Origin of the sequence: Streptomyces sp. SID8374 (assembly GCF_009865135.1) — a bacterium.
In the GTDB taxonomy this organism is placed as follows: Bacteria; Actinomycetota; Actinomycetes; order Streptomycetales; family Streptomycetaceae; genus Streptomyces.
This window is the reverse complement of sequence record NZ_WWGH01000002.1, coordinates 812,932-831,262: the sequence shown is the minus strand read 5'-3', so window position 1 is coordinate 831,262 and position 18,331 is coordinate 812,932. Positions and strand designations below refer to the sequence as shown.

Below are 18,331 nucleotides of genomic sequence, written 5' to 3'. Positions count from 1 at the left end.
GGCCCCCTTGACGTCTTCCGTCGCAAGGGGGCCGATGTGCGTATGCCGTACGTCGGTCACTCGGTGGTGCCGTTGGCGGGCGGGGCCTGCTCGCCCTGGCCTGCGGCGGCGCCGTTGCCCGGGGCGGTCGTCGGATCCGGTGCGCCGGTCCCGCCGCCACCGGGGGTGGACGGGGTCGGCGTCGGGGCGGGCGTGGTCTGCCCGTCGCCCGAGGTGGACGGCGTCGGCGTGGGGGTGGTGGTCCCGGTGCCGGGGTTCTCGCCGCCCGTTCCCGTACCGGGGTCGGGGCTCGTGCCGCTGCCGTCGCCGCCCGGGTCGGTGGCGGGGGCGGATCCGGTGCCGCTGCCCGGGGTCTCCTGCTGCCCGTCCCCTCCCCCGTCCTGGCCGGTGTCACCGGAGGGCGTGGGGTCGGACGGGCCGGAGTCGCGGTCGCCGCCACCGCCGCGTACGACGGAGCTGATGGTGGTCCCCTTGCCGCCGCTCAGGTCGTTGCCCGAGATCATCTCGAAGACGGTGATCCCGGCCATGGAGACGGCGAAGACCGCGGCGGCCGCGAGCGCGGGGCGCTTCCAGCCGCGCAGCCGGGTGCCGTGGGTGGTGCCCTCGGTGAACGCGTCGTCGGGGGCGGCCGGTGCTTCTTCCGCCTGCGGCAGCAACTGCGTACCGTCCAGGCCGGACCCGGCTTCCACGCCCGGCCCGGGCTGCGCCCGCAGCATCCGGGTGCGCGCGTCGCCGAGGTCCAGCATCTGCGTCCGGTCCGTATCGGCGGCGGGCCGCGGCAGCTGTGTGCTCTCCCCCTCCGGGACCATCTCCGGCACCGAGCCCGGGTCGACCGTGGGCAGCACCGTGGTGGCGTCGTCCGCCGGAGCCGGTGCGGACTCCGGTTGCGGACGCCGCTCGGCGGCTCTGTGCGCCGATGGGGTCGTCTCCTTCGTGTGCACCGTCACCTGGCGGCCCTCCGGGTGGGTCACCTGGACGGTCACCTCACGGATCTGCTCGCCGGTGCGGCGGAAGAAGTGCTGGAAGACGGAGCCCCCGCAGGTGGCGACGACGCTCATCACGCCCGCCCCGGCGATCGTGCCGTACACCCCCAGCTGCGAGGCCGCCACGGCTGCCGCGACCGCGGCCACCGCGCTCCCGGCGACCTGCGGCAGACTCAGATCTATGCGCCTTTCCTTGGGTTCTATGTCACTTTCCGGCTTCTGAACCATTACCAGCCCCTGCTTGACATCTCTCCCACCATGCAACAGGAAGGGACAAATGAGCGAAGTGGATAGTTCCGTTTCCGGCGATTGTGTGAAGCACAACACGCATCAGGGGCATTTCACGGAGAACCGGGTAACCCAACTCCCGTGCCTCCCGAGAAGTTCGGCGGCGCGCCGGTCCACCCAAGTGGCCCGAATGGAGTACCGTACGAGCCCTGGGGCGGACTCCCACGTGGGGATCCGCAGCTACGGGAGAGGGGCCGGCAGCGGCACTCGAACCGGCAGCGCCAAGGCATGGCACGGGTGTTTGCTGTACAGAGCGGCCAAATCGGTCACTTTGGGACGCAAGAGACAACCGTGCCATGGCGGCGTTCCAGGACGAGCGCCCGACACGCCGGGCAACTTGGCAAGGTTGTGGCAGGCTGCACCCGGGCAGGTCACACTCGACTAGCGGAAGCAGCGACGCACGTGACGTCGGCAGGCACCACCCGGGAGGTCCCCATGCCCGAACTGCGTGTCGTGGCCGTCTCCAACGACGGCACACGACTGGTGCTCAAGGCTGCCGACAGCACGGAATACACGCTTCCGATCGATGAGCGGCTGCGCGCCGCCGTGCGCAACGACCGCGCCCGGCTCGGCCAGATCGAGATCGAGGTGGAGAGCCACCTCCGCCCCCGCGACATCCAGGCCCGCATACGGGCCGGTGCCTCCGCTGAGGAGGTCGCCCAGTTCGCCGGGATCCCGGTCGACCGTGTACGCCGCTTCGAGGGCCCCGTGCTCGCGGAGCGCGCCTTCATGGCCGAGCGGGCCCGGAAGACTCCCGTGCGCCGTCCCGGCGAGAACACCGGTCCCCAGCTCGGCGAGGCGGTGCAGGAGCGGCTGCTGCTGCGCGGCGCCGACAAGGAGACCGTCCAGTGGGACTCCTGGCGCCGCGACGACGGCACCTGGGAGGTCCTGCTCGTCTACCGGGTCGCGGGCGAACCGCACTCGGCGAGCTGGACGTACGACCCGCCGCGCAGGCTGGTCCAGGCCGTGGACGACGAGGCGCGCTCGCTGATCGGTGAGAGCGACGGCGCCGCGCCCGAGCCGAGCTTCCCGTTCGTGCCCCGGATCGCCCGGCTGCCGCGCGACCGGCCGCTGGACCGCGCTCTCGACCGGCAGATCGAACGGCCCGCACCGGCCTCCGAGCCGGAGGAGTACGTGAGCAGCGCATCGGCCGGTGAGCGTGACTCGCTGACCAGCCTGCTGGAGGCGGTGCCGAGCTTCCGGGGCGACATGGTCGTCCCGGAGCGGCCCACACAGCCCGAGCCGCCCGCGCTGGAGCCGGCCGCCGAGGAGGAGACCGAGGCGGACGAGCCGCCCGCCGCCGCCGCTTCGGCCGGTGCCGGTGCGGCGTACGCGGATGTGCTGATGCCCCGGGCGGTGGCCGGTCACCGCGACCGGCTGACCGGGACGACGGACCGCCAGGCCGAGGCGGACGGGGTCCGGCCGGGCCGCCGGGCGGCCGTGCCGAGCTGGGACGAGATCGTCTTCGGCACCCGACGCAAGAAGCAGGACTGACCGGGAGTGCCGGTCAGCAGAAGAGAGGCCCGTACGCCATGGCGTACGGGCCTCTCTCCGTCGTCGCGCTTATCAGGCCGGCTCGGGGCCGGTGGCGACCGGGCGGGCGGGGTCGGCGGACCACTCGGACCAGGAGCCGGGGTAGAGGGCGGCACGGATTCCGGCGATCTCCAGGGCCAGCACCTCGTGGGCGCCGGAGACTCCCGATCCGCAGTAGACGCCGACGGTCTCGCCACTCTTCCCCGCCCCGAGTGCGGTGAACCGCTCGGCGAGCTGTCCGGCCGGAAGGTAGCGGCCGTCCTCGGCGACGTTCGCCGTGGTCGGGGCGGAGACCGCGCCAGGGATGTGGCCGCCGACGCGGTCGATCGGCTCCACATCGCCCCGGTAGCGCTCGGCCGCCCGGGCGTCCAGGAGCAGCCCCGTACGGGCGAGCGCGGCGGCCGCGTCCGCGTCCAGGGTGGGCAGGGCCCCCGGCTTCGGCCGGAAATCGCCCTCGGCCGGGTGCGGGATCTCGGTGGAGAGGTCACCGGTCCACGCGGCGAGCCCGCCGTCCAGGACCCGTACATTCTGGTGCCCCGTCCAGCGCAGCAGCCACCAGGCGCGCGCGGCGGCCCAGCCCCGCCCGCCGTCGTAGACCACGACCGGGGTGTCCTGGCCGACCCCGGCGCGGCGCATCACGGCGCCGAAGGCCTCCGGGTCCGGGAGGGGGTGGCGGCCGCCGCTGCCCGCCGGTCCGGCCAGTTCCGTATCGAGGTCGACGAAGACGGCGCCGGGCAGATGGCCGGCCTCGTAGTCGGGGCGGCCGTGCGGACCACCCAACTGCCAGCGGACGTCCAGGAGCACCGGGGGCCGCGGTCCCGCCGACTCGCTCGCGCATTCGGATGCGGTGATGATGGGCTTCATGGGTGCCATCCTCGCGCAGAGGCCGTGGCACCCGTACCAGCGCCTGGGCGGACGTACCGCACCGAAGCGGTCCTCGCCCGTCGAGAACCCGGGGAACGCGGCGCGGCCGGGGCCGCACCGGCGCCGGGTGGTGCGAGCATCTGCACGGGGTGTGCGGACCGCGTCCTGACCCGGGACGGCCGTACCGCCCCGTTCCCCCGTACGACCACCACAACGGTCCGAGGAGAGACAAGACGATGACCGAGGCTGCTGCCCGGCGCACGCCCGGAACACCTTGCTGGGTGAGTCTGATCGTGCACGGCCTGAGCGCGACCCAGGAGTTCTACGGAGCCCTGTTCGGCTGGGAGTTCCGGCCGGGCCCCGACCAGCTGGGCCCTTATGTGCGCGGACTCCTCGACGGGAAGGAGGTCGCGGGCATCGGCCAGCTGCCGCCCGACCGGCACCTCCCGATCGCCTGGACCACCTACCTGGCGACGGACGACGCCGACCTGACGGCCGAGGCGATCCGGTCCTGCGGCGGCACGGTCGCGGTCGGGCCGATCGACGCGGGCGAGGCGGGGCGGCTCGCCATCGCCTCGGACCCGGGCGGGGCGGTCTTCGGCGTCTGGCAGGGCTCGGAGCACATCGGCACGATGACGGCGGGCGTCCCCGGCACGCCCGTCTGGAACGAGCTGGTGACGCGGGAGACCTCGATGGTCGCGAAGTTCTACCAGACGGTCTTCGGTTACGAGACCGAGGCGGTGGTCTCCGCCGACTTCGACTACCAGACCCTGCACCTGGAGGGCCGCCCGGTGGCCGCCCTCCACGGGGTCGGCCAGTCGCTGCCGCGCGACCGGGGCCCGCACTGGATGACGTACTTCGAGGTCGCCGACGTCGACGAGTCCGCCGCGCGGGTGGTGGAGCTGGGCGGCCACGTTGTGCAGCCGCCGCGCGAGGGGGCGAGCGGCAGGCTGGCGACGGTGGCCGATCCGGAGGGCGCCGCCTTCACGATCGTACGGTCGTCCGAGGGCTGAAGCGCCTTCGGGTCGGCTAGCTCTCGGCGGCGACAGGGAGCACGTCCGGGGAGAGCGTGCCCGCGCGGGCCGTCTCCGCGGTGAGCCGGCGGCGGTGATGGCGGCGGCACAGGACCTCGTAACCGACCTCGCCCGCCTGCCGGTTGACGTCTCCGACGACGACCTGCGCGCCCTCGACGACCATCTCGCCGTCCACCGTACGGGCGTTGTGGGTGGCGCGGGCGCCGCACCAGCAGAGCGCCTCGACCTGGAGGGCCTCTATCCGGTCGGCCAGTTCGATCAGCCGCTGGGAGCCGGGGAAGAGCTTCGTGCGGAAGTCCGTGGTGATGCCGAACGCGAAGACGTCCAGGCCCAGATCGTCGACGACGCGGGCCAACTGGTCGATCTGGACCGGGGCGAGGAACTGCGCCTCGTCCACGATGACGTAGTCGGCCCGGCCGCCGCGGCTGACCCGGTCGACGATGTGCGCGTACACGTCCATGCCCTCGTCCGCCTCGACGGCGTCCGTCACCAGGCCGAGCCGGGAGGAGAGCTTGCCCTCGCCCGCCCGGTCGTCGCGGGTGAAGATCACGCCCTGGAGGCCTCGCGCGGAGCGGTTGTGGCCGATCTGGAGGGCCAGCGTGCTCTTTCCGCAGTCCATGGTTCCGGAGAAGAACACCAGCTCGGGCATGAGGGGACGAGCACCTTTCAGAACAGCGGAGGGGGGAAACGCGGTTACGAGCGTACTTCGAGCAGCGGGACGAGCTGTTCGACGGGGGTCAGGGAGCCGTGCATGCCGACCATCGCCGACTCGTGCGGCTCGTTGACGGACGCCGTGATGACGACGTCGTCGTGGGCGGCGGCGACCACATCGCCGATCCGGCCGTACACCCGCTCGTCGACGACGGGCCCGAACCAGCCCGCCGCGATCGCCTCGTCCCGGCTCGCCACCCAGAACTGCTCGCCGAGCACCTCGCGCCAGACGGCGAGGACGTCGCCCTGGGCACCGGGCACCGCGTAGACGTGGCGGGCGCGGCCCTCGCCGCCGAGCAGCGCGACGCCCGCGCGCAGCTCCCAGTCCTCGTCGAAGTCGATCCGGGACTGCTCGTCGAACGGGATGTCGATCATGCCGTGGTCGGCGGTGATGTACAGCGCGGAGCGCGGCGGCAGCTGCTCGGCGAGGCGCTGGGCGAGCCCGTCGACGTACATCAACTGGCCGCGCCAGGCGTCGGAGTCGACGCCGAAGCGGTGGCCCTTGCCGTCGACCTCGCTGTAGTACGTGTAGACGAGCGAGCGGTCACCGGCGGCGAGGCGCTGGGCGGCCACGTCCATCCGGTCCTCGCCGGAGAGCCGGCCGAGGAAGGAGCCGCCGCTGAGCGCGACCTTGGTGAGCGGGGTCTGCTCGAAGTCCGGGGAGGAGACCTGGGCGGTGTGCACGCCCGCCGCGTCGGCGAGCCGGAAGACCGTGGGGTAGGGCTGCCAGACCCTGGGCGCGGTGAACGGCTTCCAGCGGAGCTGGTTCATCAGCGCGCCGGTCTCCGGGTTGCGCACGGTGTAGCCGGGCAGGCCGTGCTCGCCGGGCGGCAGCCCCGTACCGACCGAGGCGAGGGAGGTCGCGGTGGTGGAGGGGAAGCCCGCGGTGATCGGCTGCCCGGTGCCCCCGCGCGAGGTGGGGAGCAGGGAGTGCAGGAAAGGGGCCTCGTCCGGGTGGGACGTGATCTGCTCCCAGCCGAGGCCGTCGATCAGGAAGACGCAGTTGCGGTCGGCGGGCGTCAGCTCGGGAATGGTGGCGGTGAGGCCCTCCACCCCCTGCCCGGCCGCCAGCGTCGGCAGCAGGTCGGCGAGCGAGCCGTTGCCGTACGCGGGGACGGGGGCGGTGTCGAGAGCGAGCGGGACAGGGTCCTGCCAGGCCGGCTGGGCCATCACCGGCCGGTCGCGGCGGTGGCGGCCGTGGCCTCGGAGAGCGACTGGGCGAAGGCGAGGGTCTGGCGGACGGCGTCGGGACCGTCACCGGCCTCGCTGACGCGCAGGCTCAGGTCGTCGGCGGTGGAGCTGCCCGTGTAGCCGTGGTCTGCCTCGCAGTTGGCGTCGCCGCAGGCGGCGGGCTCCAGGTCGATCCGGGAGACCGCGCCCCAGCCGATGGTGAGGACGACCTCGCGGGGCAGCGTGCCCGCGACGTACTTCTCCGGGTTGGCCACCACACGGCTGACCACGACGGAGGAGATCCGGTCCAGCTTGACCGACTCCGTGGAGGTGGTGGCGTACGGCGTCGGGGAGCTGGTGTCGGCGGCCTGCTCGTCGGTGTGGCTGACGATGAAGCGGTTCTCCGTCAGGACGAGGACCGTGGCATGGCGGCGGACCTCGTTGGAGTCGAACGTGGTCTCCTGATGGACCAGGTACGAGGCGACCGGCTCCCCGCCGACGGCGGCCTCGACCGCCTCGGCCACGAGGGCCGGGTAGTAGCCGCTGCGCTCGATCGCCGCGCGCAGCCCCTGGGTCGTCGTACCGGTCTTTGCCATGTGCACCATCCTACGGGGGGCCGGTGGCTGCCTGGGACCTGTCAGTAGTTCGGGAGGCGGCGGGGGCCCAGGTCGCCGCGCGGGGGCGGCGGGGCGAGGCGGACGCTCGCGCCGAGCACGGTGAGGCCCTGGGGGGCCACGACCACCGGTTCCAGCGCCACGGAGACCACTTCGGGGTGGTCGTCGACCAGCCGGGAGAGCCGCAGCAGCAGCTCCTCCAGGGCCGGGGTGTCGACGGGGGCCGAGCCGCGCCAGCCGAAGAGGACCGGAGCCGCCTTGATCGACCGGATCAGCTCGGCGGCGTCGCGGTCGGTGACCGGGACCAGCCGGTGCGCGGTGTCGCCGAGCAGCTCGGAGGGGGCGCCCGCCAGGCCGAAGGAGAGGACGGCCCCGGCGGCGGCGTCGATGGAGGCCCGCAGGACCGTGTCCACACCGCGCGGGGCCATGGACTGGACGACCGGGAGGAGTTCGGCGGGCCTGCCGAGCAGCTCGGTGAACTCCCCGTACGCCCGGCGCAGGGCGTCCTCGTCCGCGAGGTCCAGCCGTACGCCGCCGAGGTCGGCGCGGTGGCGCAGGTGGGGTGCGGTGGTCTTCAGCGCCACCGGGTAGCCGAGGCGGGCGGCCGCCGCCACCGCTGCCTCGGGGTCCGGGGCGGGGAGCGTGGGGCGTACGGGGATGCCGTAGCGGCCGAGCAGCTCGCGGGCCTCGTCGTGGGAGAGGGAGCGGCCGCGCGGGTCGGGGGTGGCGCCGAGCAGGGTGTCGATCAGGGCGGCGGTGCCGGGCTCGTCGGTGGTCTCGTCCAGGAACTCGGGCACCTTGCCGGGGGTGGCCGCCTGGCGCCGCCACTGGGCGTACTTCACGGCCTCGGCCATCGCCCGTACGGCCCGTTCGGCGGCGGGGTAGGCGGGGATGCGGCCGGGGCGGGCGGGAGCCTCGGCCCCTTCGGCTTCCCCGGCTTCCCGGGGTGCGGTCTCCGTGGGGGCGGGCGCTCCCGACGGGCCGTGGGGCTGCGCGGCGAGCGTGGTGGGCCGGGTGCGGGGTGCGGCCGTGCTGCTCGCGGCGGCCAGGGCCTCCGCGAGGCCGCCGATCTCCACATGGACGACGGCGACGGGCTTGGCGGGGCTCTTGGCCGCGGCACCGTGCAGGGCGGCGGCCAGCACCTCGCCGTCACCGGTCTCGGCCTCGCCGTTCTCCCCCACCCACGGGATGGCGGTGACGATCACGGCGTCGCAGGTCCCGTCGGCGAGCGCCTCGGCCAGCGCGTCCTTGAAGTCCTGCGGGGACGCGGCCGTGGTGAGGTCGATCGGCGGGCGCGGGCGGAGCCCCTCGGCGAGGCAGGCGTCGTACGTGAGGAGGCCGAGGGACTCGGAGTTGCCGAGGATCGCGACCCGGGGCCCGGCCGGGAGCGGCTGACCGGCCAGGAGCAGCCCGGCGTCCACCATCTCGGTCACCGTGTCGACCCGGATCACGCCCGCCTGCCGCATCAGGGCGGAGACGGTGGCGTCGGGGATGCGGCTGACGGGGACGGCGTGGCCGGGCGGGTTGGTGCCGCTGTGCCGGGCGCCCTTCACCACGACGACGGGCTTCAGGGCGGCGGTGCGGCGGGCGAGGCGGGTGAACTTGCGGGGGTTGCCGAGCGATTCGAGGTAGAGGAGGGCGACGTCGGTGTCCGGGTCCTCGAACGAATACTGGAGGAAGTCGTTGCCGGAGACATCGGCCCGGTTGCCCGCCGAGATGAACGAGGAGAGGCCCGCGCCCCGCCGGTGGAGGCCGGAGAGCAGGGCGATGCCGATCGCGCCGGACTGGGTGAACAGGCCGATCCGGCCGCGCGCGGGCGACTCGGGGGCGAGGGAGGCGTTGAGCCGGACGGATTCGGCAGTGTTGATGATGCCGAAGGCGTTGGGGCCGATGATGCGCATGCCGTACGAGCGGGCCTGGCGGACCAGTTCGCGCTGGAGCTCGCGCCCGGCCGAGCCCCGCTCGGCGTATCCGGCGGAGAGGACGACGAGGCCCTGGACGCCGTGCTCGCCGCAGTCCGCGACGGCCTCGGGGACCCGGTGGGCGGGGACCGCGATGACGGCCAGGTCCACCTGCTCGTCGATCTCGCCGAGCGAGCGGTGGGCGGGGACCCCGTCGAGGGTGGCCAGGCCCTCGTCGAAGGCGCGGTTCACGGCGTAGGTGCGGCCGGTGAAGCCCGCGGCGAGGAGGTTGCGCAGGACCGTGCGGCCCACTCCCCCGGGTGTGCGGCCGGTGCCGATCACCGCGACGGAGCCGGGGGCCAGCAGGCGCTGGACCGAGCGGGCCTCGGCGCGCTGCTCGCGGCCGCGCTGGACGGCGAGGGACTTCTCGGTGGGTTCGAGGTCGAGGGTGAGGTGGACGGAGCCGTCCTCGAAGCTGCGCCGCTGGGTGTAGCCGGCGTCCCGGAACACCTTGATCATCTTGTTGTTGGCGGGGAGCACCTCGGCGGCGAAGCGGCGGATGCCGCGCTCGCGGGCGACGGCGGCGATGTGTTCGAGCAGCGCCGAGGCGACTCCGCGGCCCTGGTGGGCGTCCTGGACGAGGAAGGCGACCTCGGCCTCGTCGGCGGGGGCGGAGGCGGGCCTGCCCTGTTCGTTGATGCGGTCGTAGCGGACGGTGCCGATGAACTCGCCGCCGATCGTGACGGCCAGTCCCACCCGGTCGACGTAGTCGTGATGGGTGAAGCGGTGCACGTCCCGGTCGGACAGGCGGGGGTACGGGGCGAAGAACCGGTAATACTTCGACTCGTCGGAGACCTGCTCGTAGAAGCTGACCAGCCGCTCGGCATCGTCCGTGGTGATCGGCCTGATGCGCGCGGTGCCACCGTCGCGGAGCACCACGTCCGCTTCCCAGTGGTCGGGGTACGCGTGATGCGGACTTAGCTCCGGCTTGGGCTCCATGGGCAAAGCCTACGGCCGACATCCCGGTCGCGGAGGGATCGGTACCGGGGCAGTCTGAGGACGGCCGGGACAGGGGCTTGTCGGAGGGGAGGCCGGGCACAGCAGTACGCACCGCATGAGAGACTGGTCTAGACAACCGTTGATATGTGAAGGGCAGAACCATGGCTGAGCGCCGCGTAAACGTCGGTTGGGCCGAGGGCCTGCACGCCCGCCCCGCTTCCATCTTCGTCCGTGCCGCCACGGCCTCCGGCGTCCCCGTGACGATCGCCAAGGCCGACGGCAACCCGGTCAACGCCGCCTCCATGCTCGCGGTGCTGGGTCTGGGCGCGCAGGGTGGCGAGGAGATCGTGCTCGCGTCCGACGCGGATGACGCCGAGGCCGCTCTGGACCGTCTGGCGAAGCTGGTCGCCGAGGGTCTCGAAGAGCTTCCCGAGACCGTCTGACGATCCCCGGGCCGTACAACGGCGACGGACTTGAGCCGTGGTTCCCCTGAAGGGGGCCACGGCTCTTTCGTTATTCACGGCGCCGATACAGCGGCCAGTCACCACTTAATTCGGGCAGCGCGAATAAAGCCCTCGGCAATTACTTCTCTTTGTATACGGCGTCCTTGTTAATGGCGGACACCCGCGATGTTTACGCCGTGTTGCAAAGAACTCACCCGGGGCGGGGGTGCCGCGCGCCGGCCGGGGCGGTCCGGGCGGCGCAGCCGGTGCGCCCCGGCGGCCCGTTCCGCATGCTGGGCGGTCAGCGCCCTGGCCCGTTCCGCGTCGCCGCGCGCCACCGCGTCCACGATGGCCCCGTGCTCGGCCCAGGAGTCGACCGGGCGGGCCGGCTGCTCCACGGCGTACATCCAGGCGACCTTGTGTCTGAGCTGGGTGAGCAGGGCGATCAGGCCGGGGCTGTCGGAGGCCTGGGCGAGGGTCTCGTGGAACCAGCCGCCCAGCGACCGCAGATCCTCCCCCTCGCCCCGCCGGGCCCGCTCCTGGCCCAGCCTGACCAGCCCGCGGAGCACCTTGAGGTGGGCCTCCGTACGGCGCTGGGCGGCCCGGGCGGCGCCGAGCGGCTCCAGCAGCATCCGCACCTCCAGCAGGTCGGCGGCCTCCTGCTCGGTGGGCTCGGCGACACAGGCCCCGGCGTGCCTGCGGGTGACGACGAAGCCCTCGGACTCCAGGGTGCGCAGCGCCTCGCGCACCGGGACGCGGGAGACCCCGTACCGCCGTGCCAGCAGCTCCTCGGTGAGGCGGCTGCCGCGCTCGTAGACACCGGAGACGATGTCGTCACGGATTGCCGTGCATACCGAATGCGCGGGAATGCGCATGTCCGAACCTCCGCCTTAATCCCCGCGAAACGCGGCCGGCCGACGCCTGTTCCGTGACTCTATTGCAATCTGCCGGAATTTCCGATGGCAGGCCGGAATTGATGGATATCTTCTGGCCAAGGCTCGGGAGTGGCGGGGCGCGGTACGGGGCTTTCCCGGCGCATGCCGAAGGCCCCGGCGGGGAGCCGGGGCCTTCGGGTGGCGAGGTCGCGCGCGGTGGGGTCAGACGTTCACGCCGTGCGAGCGCAGGTAGGCGACCGGGTCCATGTCCGAGCCGTACTCCGGGGTGGTCCGGGCCTCGAAGTGGAGGTGCGGGCCGGTGGAGTTGCCGGTGGAGCCGGAGAGGCCGATCTGCTGGCCGGAGGTGACGCTCTGGCCGACGGAGACGCCGATCGAGGAGAGGTGGCCGTACTGGGTGTACGTGCCGTCCGTCATCCGGAGCACGATGTTGTTGCCGTACGCGCCGCCCCAGCCGGCCTCGACGACCGTACCGGCGCCGACCGCGACGACGGAGCTGCCGGAGGCGGCGCGGAAGTCCACGCCGGAGTGGCTGCCGGAGGACCAGAGGGCGCCGCCGGACTTGTAGCCGGTGGTGACGTACGAGCCGGCGACCGGGAGGTGGAAGGCGTTGAGGCGGGCGCGCTCGGCGGCGCGGGCGGCCCGGGCCTTCTCCTCGCGGACCTCCTTGGCGCGGGCCTCGGCCTTGCGCAGGGCCTCCGCCTTCGCCTTGGCCTTCGCGGCCTCGGCCTTGGCCTCGGCGGCGGCCTTGGCCTTCGCCCTGGCGATCGCTTCGGCCTGCTGGTGCTGTGCCTGGGCCTGGGCGTCGATCTGCTCGGCGAGCGTGGCGTCGAGGGCGATGGCCTGGGTGAGTCCGGTCTCGGCGACCTTGGGGGCCTCGGAGTCGGCTGCGGCGGCCGGGGAGGCCAGGGAGCCGAGGACGCCGGTGGTGGCCAGGGCCGCGACGCCGGCGACCTGGGCGCTGCGGCGCGTCAGGCGGCTCGGGGCACGGTGCTTCCCGGTGGGGCGGGTGAACGCCATGGAGGGGCTGATCCTTTCCTTCCTTCTCGCCTACCGGGTTAGCTGACGGGTTCGGAGCAGGAAGGTCTCCTACGGAGCTCCGCGCCGGGTCACGGCACGGGGATCCGATTCACCCCAGGGACTGCGTGGGTCCCCGGCTCCCCAGGCTCGCGCCTGACGGGGACTCGGCGATCGCTGCCCGGCGCCGCGGGTGCGGCATACGGGTGACGGACAGCCGGGCCGACGCTAGACAAGGCGACTTCCCATCACCAAACGGACAGGCGGATTTGTCGCGCATCCCACAGGACAGACAGCGGCGATTCACAACAAGGTGAAGTAACCGCACTTAACGGACAAACAGGAGGACCCCGGCGGCTGAAGCTCCGCCGGGGTCCTCTTCGTCCTGGTGTGTGCCGACGCGGTGTCAGCCGCTGACGACGGTCACCTCTCCGATGCCGAGCGCCTTCACCGGCTCCGCGATCTGTGCCGCGTCGCCCACGAGGACCGTGACCAGCCGGTCCACCGGGAAGGCGTTGACCACGGCCGCGGTCGCCTCCACGGTGCCCGTCTCGGCGAGGCGGGCGTACAGCTGGGCCTGGTAGTCGTCGGGGAGGTGCTGCTCCACCTGGTCGGCCAGGGTGCTGGCGACCGAGGCGGCCGTCTCGAACTTCAGCGGGGCGACGCCCACCAGGTTCTGCACGGCCGTCTCCCGCTCGGCATCCGTCAGCCCCTCGGCCGCCAGGGTCCGCAGGACCTTCCAGAGGTCCTCCAGCGCCGGTCCGGTGGACTCGGTGTCCACCGAACCGCTGATGGCGAGCATCGCCGCGCCGCCCGAGTCGGGGCCGGTGGAGCGCAGGACCTGGGCGAAGGCGCGTACGCCGTAGGTGTAGCCCTTCTCCTCGCGCAGCACCCGGTCCAGCCGGGAGGTGAGCGTGCCGCCAAGGCAGTAGGTGCCGAGCACCTGGGCGGGCCAGACGCTCTCATGGCGGTCCGGGCCGATGCGGCCGATCAGCAGCTGGGTCTGGACCGCGCCGGGGCGGTCCACGATGACCACGCGGCCGGTGTCGTCGGCGGTGATCGGCGGGACCGGGCGGGCCTGGGCCGTGTTGCCCGACCAGTCGCCGAGGGTGTCGGCGAGCAGGGCGTCCAGGTCGATGCCGGTCAGGTCGCCGACGATGACCGCCGTGGCGGTGGCCGGGCGGACGTGGGCGTCGAAGAAGGCGCGTACGGCAGCGGCGTCGATCCGCCGCACGGTCTCCTCGGTGCCCAGTCGCGGGCGGGACATCCGGGCGGTGGCCGGAAAGAGCTCCTTGGAGAGCTGCTTGGCGGCGCGCCGGGACGGGTTGGCCTGCTCGTGCGGGATCTCGTCGAGGCGGTTGCCGACGAGCCGTTCGATCTCGCTCTCGGCGAAGGCCGGGGCGCGCAGGGCCTCGGCGACCAGGCCGAGCGCCTTGGCCAGCCGGGAGGCCGGGACCTCCAGGGAGACCCGGACGCCGGGGTGGTCGGCGTGCGCGTCCAGGGTGGCGCCGCACCGCTCAAGCTCGGCGGCGAACTCCTCGGCGGTGTGCTTGTCGGTGCCCTCGGAGAGCGCGCGCGACATGATCGTGGCCACGCCGTCCAGGCCCTCGGGCTCGGCGTCCAGCGGCGCGTCCAGGAAGATCTCCACGGCCACGACCTGCTGGCCGGGGCGGTGGCAGCGCAGCACGGTCAGCCCGTTGGGCAGGGCGCCGCGCTCGGGCGCGGGGAAGGCCCACGGCCGGGCGGTGCCCGGGGTCGGCTGCGGGTGGTACTCCATGGCTACTCCAGTCACGGCGGCGTCGCTCACTTGTCCGCCCCCTCGGGCGCGTCGGTGGCCTCGTCGGCATCCTCGGCCGGCTCGATGGGCTCGTAGACCAGCACCGCCCGGTTGTCGGGGCGCAGGGCCGCCCGGGCCGCCGCGCGCACCTCCTCCGCGGTGATGTCCAGGACGCGTCCCACGGCGCTCAGGGCGAGCTGCGGGTCGCCGAACAGGACCGCGTAGCGGCACAGTTCATCGGCGCGGCCCGCGACCGTCCCCAGCCGGTCCAGCCACTCGCGCTCCAACTGCGCCTGGGCGCGCTCCATTTCCTCGGGGCTGGGGCCTTCCTCGGCGAACCGGGCCAGCTCCTCGTCGACTGCGGCCTCGATCGTCTCCACCTCGACCCCGCCGGACGTCTTCACGTCCAGCCAGCCCAGCGAGGGCGCCCCGGCGAGCCGCAGCAGCCCGAAGCCCGCCGCCACCGCCGTACGGTCGCGGCGGACCAGGCGGTTGTGCAGCCGGGAGGACTCGCCGCCGCCGAGCACGGTGAGCGCCAGGTCGGCCGCGTCACAGGCGCGGGTGCCGTCGTGCGGGAGGCGGTAGGCGGCCATCAGCGCACGCGCCGGGACCTCCTCGTGGACCACTTCGCGCAGCTGCTCGCCGATGATCTCGGGCAGGGTGCCGTCGCGCGGCGGCTGCTTGCCGTCGTGGGACGGGATGGAGCCGAAGTACTTCTCGACCCAGGCGAGGGTCTGCTCGGGGTCGATGTCCCCGACGATGGAGAGCACCGCGTTGTTGGGCGCGTAGTACGTACGGAAGAACGCGCGGGCGTCCTCCAGCGTGGCCGCGTCCAGGTCGGCCATGGAGCCGATCGGGGTGTGGTGGTACGGGTGGCCCTCGGGGTAGGCGAGGGCGGTGAGCTTCTCGAACGCGGTGCCGTAGGGCACGTTGTCGTAGCGCTGGCGCCGTTCGTTCTTGACGACGTCGCGCTGGTTCTCCATGGACTCCTCGTCGAGGGCGGCGAGGAGGGAGCCCATACGGTCGGCTTCCAGCCAGAGGGCCAGCTCCACCTGGTGGGTGGGCATGGTCTCGAAGTAGTTGGTCCGCTCGAAGCTGGTCGTCCCGTTGAGCGAGCCGCCGGCCCCCTGGACGAGCTCGAAGTGACCGTTCCCCTTGACCTGTCCCGAGCCCTGGAACATCAGGTGCTCGAAGAGGTGAGCCAGACCGGTGCGCCCCTTGACCTCGTGGCGCGAACCGACGTCGTACCAGAGGCAGACCGCGGCGACCGGGGTCAGATGGTCCTCGGAGAGCACCACACGCAGGCCGTTGGCCAGGCGGTGCTCGGTCGCTGTCAAGCCGCCGGAGCCGGCCTGTGCTGTGGCCGTGTGACCCATGGGCATGTACGTCCCTTCGATCGCGATACTGGACTTCCTGCCAGACCTGCCACTCTAAGCAAGCGCACCGGCACCTGGCGAAGTTCCCGTCCGTGGAAGTTTCCGTCGATGGTGTCCCGGGCCGCGCCGCCCCGGGCCGCTTCGGACGGGTCGAGGTCCGCGTTGTCAGTGCGGCGGTCCACAATGGTCCGCATCAGTACCCCAGGTTGTCCGATCAGAATCCGTGAATCCGAGAAGGAGTCGCAGCCGCGATGGCCCGCCGTAGCACGAAGACCCCGCCGCCGGACGACTTCGAGGAGAAGATCCTCGACATCGACGTCGTCGACGAAATGCAGGGCTCCTTCCTCGAGTACGCGTACTCGGTGATCTACTCCAGGGCCCTGCCCGACGCCCGCGACGGCATGAAGCCGGTGCACCGGCGCATCGTGTCCCAGATGAACGAGATGGGACTGCGCCCCGACCGCGGCTATGTGAAGTGCGCGCGCGTCGTCGGCGAGGTCATGGGCAAGCTGCACCCCCACGGTGACGCGTCGATCTACGACGCCCTGGTGCGGATGGCGCAGCCCTTCTCGATGCGGCTCCCGCTGGTCGACGGCCACGGCAACTTCGGTTCCCTCGGCAACGACGACCCGCCGGCCGCCATGCGGTACACCGAGTGCCGGATGGCCGACGCCACGTCGCTGATGACCGAGGCGATCGACGAGGACACCGTCGACTTCCAGTCGAACTACGACGGTCAGGAGCGCGAGCCGGTCGTCCTCCCGGCGGCCTACCCCAACCTCCTGGTCAACGGGGTCTCGGGGATCGCGGTCGGCATGGCGACCAACATGCCCCCGCACAACCTGGGCGAGGTCATCGCCGCCGCCCGCCACCTCATCAAGCACCCGGGCGCCGACGTCGAGACGCTGATGCGTTTCGTCCCCGGCCCCGACCTGCCCACCGGCGGCCGTATCGTCGGCCTCAACGGCATCAAGGACGCGTACACGGGAGGCCGCGGCACGTTCAAGATCCGCGCCACCGTCGCCGTGGAGGACGTGACGGCACGCCGCAAGGGCCTCGTCGTCACCGAACTGCCCTTCACCGTCGGCCCGGAGAAGGTGATCGCCAAGATCAAGGACCTGGTCTCGGCGAAGAAGCTCCAGGGCATCGCCGACGTCAAGGACCTCACCGACCGGGCGCACGGCCTGCGTCTGGTCATCGAGGTGAAGAACGGCTTCGTGCCGGAAGCGGTGCTGGAGCAGCTCTACAAGCTGACGCCGATGGAGGAGTCCTTCGGCATCAACAACGTGGCGCTGGTCGACGGGCAGCCGCTCACCCTGGGCCTCAAGGAGCTGCTGGAGGTCTATCTCGACCACCGCTTCGAGGTGGTGCGCCGGCGCAGCGAGTTCCGCCGCACCAAGCGCCGCGACCGGCTGCACCTGGTCGAAGGTCTGATCGTCGCCCTCCTCGACATCGACGAGGTCATCCGGATCATCCGGGACAGCGACAACTCGGCGCAGGCGAAGGAGCGCCTGATGGCGCACTTCTCGCTGAGCGAGATCCAGACGCAGTACATCCTGGACACCCCGCTGCGCCGGCTCACCCGCTTCGACCGGATCGAGTTGGAGAGCGAGCGCGACAAGCTCAACGCTGAGATCGAGGCGCTGACCGCGATCCTGGAGTCGGACGCGGAGCTGCGCAAGCTGGTCTCCACGGAGCTGGCCGCGGTGGCGAAGAAGTTCGGCACGGACCGGCGCACGGTGCTGCTGGAGTCGGCCGGTTCGCAGATCGCCTCCGTGCCGCTGGAGGTCGCCGACGACCCGTGCCGGGTGCTGCTCTCCTCGACCGGGCTGCTGGCCCGTACGGCCAACGCGGAGCCGGTCGAGATCTCCGAGGACGCCCGGCGCACCAAGCACGACGTGATCGTCTCGGCGGTCGCGGCGACGGCGCGCGGCGATGTGGGGGCGGTGACCTCCACCGGGCGGCTGCTGCGGCTCTCGGTGATCGACCTGCCGCAGCTGCCGGACACGCACGCGGAGCCCAACCTGTCGGGCGGGGCGATGATTTCGGAGTTCCTGAATCTGGAGGCGGACGAGGAGCTGATCTGCCTCACGACGCTGGACGAGGCATCGCCCGGGCTGGCGATCGGGACGCTCCAGGGTGTGGTGAAGCGCGTCGTGCCGGACTATCCGGCCAACAAGGACGAGCTGGAGGTCATCACCCTCAAGGACGGTGACCGCATCGTGGGCGCGACCGAGCTGCGTACGGGCGAGGAGGACCTGGTCTTCATCACCTCCGACGCCCAGCTCCTGCGCTACCCGGCGGCTTCGGTGCGTCCGCAGGGCCGGGCCGCCGGAGGCATGGCGGGCGTCAAGCTGGGGGCGGGGGCCGAGGTGCTGTCGTTCACGGCGGTGGACCCGGCGTCGGACGCGATCGTGTTCACGGTGGCCGGTTCGCACGGGACGCTGGACGACTCGGTGCTGACATCGAAGCTCACCCCGTTCGACCAGTACCCGCGCAAGGGCCGGGCGACCGGCGGGGTGCGCTGCCAGCGGTTCCTGAAGGGTGAGGACGTTTTGGTCTTCGCCTGGGCGGGCGCCACCCCGGCCCGCGCCGCGCAGAAGAACGGCACCCCGGCGAAGCTGCCGGAGCCGGACCCGCGCCGCGACGGCTCGGGCACGCCGCTGCTGGAGAAGGTGGCCGTGATCGCGGGGCCGCCGCTGTAGGCCCTCCGCACGACCAGGAGCGG

14 protein-coding genes and 1 riboswitch are annotated in these 18,331 nt (G+C 72.6%); of the genes, 4 read left to right on the top strand and 10 right to left on the bottom strand.

Annotated elements, in window-relative coordinates; genetic code table 11:
* Positions 1–56: 56 nt before the first annotated feature.
* Positions 57–1,211: a hypothetical protein gene (locus GTY67_RS27345; protein ID WP_161280614.1), complete on the bottom strand. Its 1,155-nt coding sequence runs from the start codon at positions 1,209–1,211 to the stop codon at positions 57–59.
* A gap of 495 nt (positions 1,212–1,706) precedes the next feature.
* Here GTY67_RS27345 and sepH point away from each other — a divergent pair, with 495 nt between their 5' ends.
* The gene (sepH, locus tag GTY67_RS27340; protein ID WP_161280613.1) at positions 1,707–2,765 is read left to right on the top strand and encodes a septation protein SepH; all 1,059 of its coding nucleotides are present in this window, start codon (positions 1,707–1,709) and stop codon (positions 2,763–2,765) included.
* Between the two features lie 72 nt (positions 2,766–2,837).
* On the opposite strand, the gene GTY67_RS27335 is transcribed toward sepH, so the two are convergent.
* A complete protein-coding gene (locus tag GTY67_RS27335; protein WP_161280612.1) occupies positions 2,838–3,668 on the bottom strand; it encodes a sulfurtransferase in 831 nt (276 codons plus the stop codon).
* Positions 3,669–3,904: 236 nt separating this feature from the next.
* Here GTY67_RS27335 and GTY67_RS27330 point away from each other — a divergent pair, with 236 nt between their 5' ends.
* A complete protein-coding gene (locus tag GTY67_RS27330) occupies positions 3,905–4,681 on the top strand; it encodes a VOC family protein (protein WP_093692289.1) in 777 nt (258 codons plus the stop codon).
* A gap of 16 nt (positions 4,682–4,697) precedes the next feature.
* Here the strand turns inward: GTY67_RS27330 and GTY67_RS27325 are convergent, their stop codons facing one another.
* Genes GTY67_RS27325 through GTY67_RS27310 form a run of 4 tightly spaced genes read right to left on the bottom strand, consistent with a single transcriptional unit; the run spans position 4,698 to position 10,097 of the window.
* On the bottom strand, positions 4,698–5,351 hold the full coding sequence (locus GTY67_RS27325; RefSeq protein WP_161280611.1) for a thymidine kinase: 654 nt from the start codon (positions 5,349–5,351) through the stop codon (positions 4,698–4,700).
* Positions 5,352–5,395: 44 nt separating this feature from the next.
* Positions 5,396–6,583, bottom strand: a complete 1,188-nt coding sequence (locus tag GTY67_RS27320) for a nucleotide pyrophosphatase/phosphodiesterase family protein (RefSeq protein ID WP_161280610.1) — start codon at positions 6,581–6,583, stop codon at positions 5,396–5,398.
* Positions 6,583–7,179, bottom strand: a complete 597-nt coding sequence (locus GTY67_RS27315; RefSeq protein WP_093692292.1) for a DUF5998 family protein — start codon at positions 7,177–7,179, stop codon at positions 6,583–6,585. Before GTY67_RS27315 ends, GTY67_RS27320 begins: the two co-directional genes overlap by 1 nt.
* A 41-nt stretch (positions 7,180–7,220) precedes the next feature.
* A complete protein-coding gene (locus GTY67_RS27310) occupies positions 7,221–10,097 on the bottom strand; it encodes a bifunctional GNAT family N-acetyltransferase/acetate--CoA ligase family protein (protein ID WP_161280609.1) in 2,877 nt (958 codons plus the stop codon).
* Between the two features lie 161 nt (positions 10,098–10,258).
* On the opposite strand from GTY67_RS27310, the gene GTY67_RS27305 reads away from it, so the two are divergent.
* Positions 10,259–10,540 (top strand): HPr family phosphocarrier protein, encoded by a 282-nt coding sequence (locus GTY67_RS27305; protein WP_007449776.1) that lies wholly within the window; start codon positions 10,259–10,261, stop codon positions 10,538–10,540.
* Positions 10,541–10,707: 167 nt separating this feature from the next.
* Here the strand turns inward: GTY67_RS27305 and GTY67_RS27300 are convergent, their stop codons facing one another.
* The 4 genes from GTY67_RS27300 to GTY67_RS27285 all read right to left on the bottom strand — a co-directional run bounded on the left by GTY67_RS27300 (position 10,708) and on the right by GTY67_RS27285 (position 15,609).
* A complete protein-coding gene (locus GTY67_RS27300; RefSeq protein WP_161280608.1) occupies positions 10,708–11,415 on the bottom strand; it encodes a GntR family transcriptional regulator in 708 nt (235 codons plus the stop codon).
* 222 nt (positions 11,416–11,637) lie between these two features.
* On the bottom strand, positions 11,638–12,453 hold the full coding sequence (locus tag GTY67_RS27295; protein ID WP_093692295.1) for a M23 family metallopeptidase: 816 nt from the start codon (positions 12,451–12,453) through the stop codon (positions 11,638–11,640).
* A gap of 13 nt (positions 12,454–12,466) precedes the next feature.
* A riboswitch (cyclic di-AMP (ydaO/yuaA leader) is annotated at positions 12,467–12,633 on the bottom strand.
* Between the two features lie 223 nt (positions 12,634–12,856).
* Entirely contained in the window at positions 12,857–14,227 is a 1,371-nt protein-coding gene (locus GTY67_RS27290) for a pitrilysin family protein (protein WP_093692296.1), read from the bottom strand.
* A 26-nt stretch (positions 14,228–14,253) separates the two neighbouring features.
* The gene (locus GTY67_RS27285) at positions 14,254–15,609 is read right to left on the bottom strand and encodes a pitrilysin family protein (RefSeq protein WP_161280607.1); all 1,356 of its coding nucleotides are present in this window, start codon (positions 15,607–15,609) and stop codon (positions 14,254–14,256) included.
* A 245-nt stretch (positions 15,610–15,854) separates the two neighbouring features.
* Here GTY67_RS27285 and GTY67_RS27280 point away from each other — a divergent pair, with 245 nt between their 5' ends.
* Positions 15,855–18,308, top strand: coding sequence for a DNA topoisomerase IV subunit A (locus GTY67_RS27280; RefSeq protein WP_093692298.1), 2,454 nt, complete (start codon positions 15,855–15,857; stop codon positions 18,306–18,308).
* The last annotated feature ends 23 nt before the right edge of the window (positions 18,309–18,331 follow it).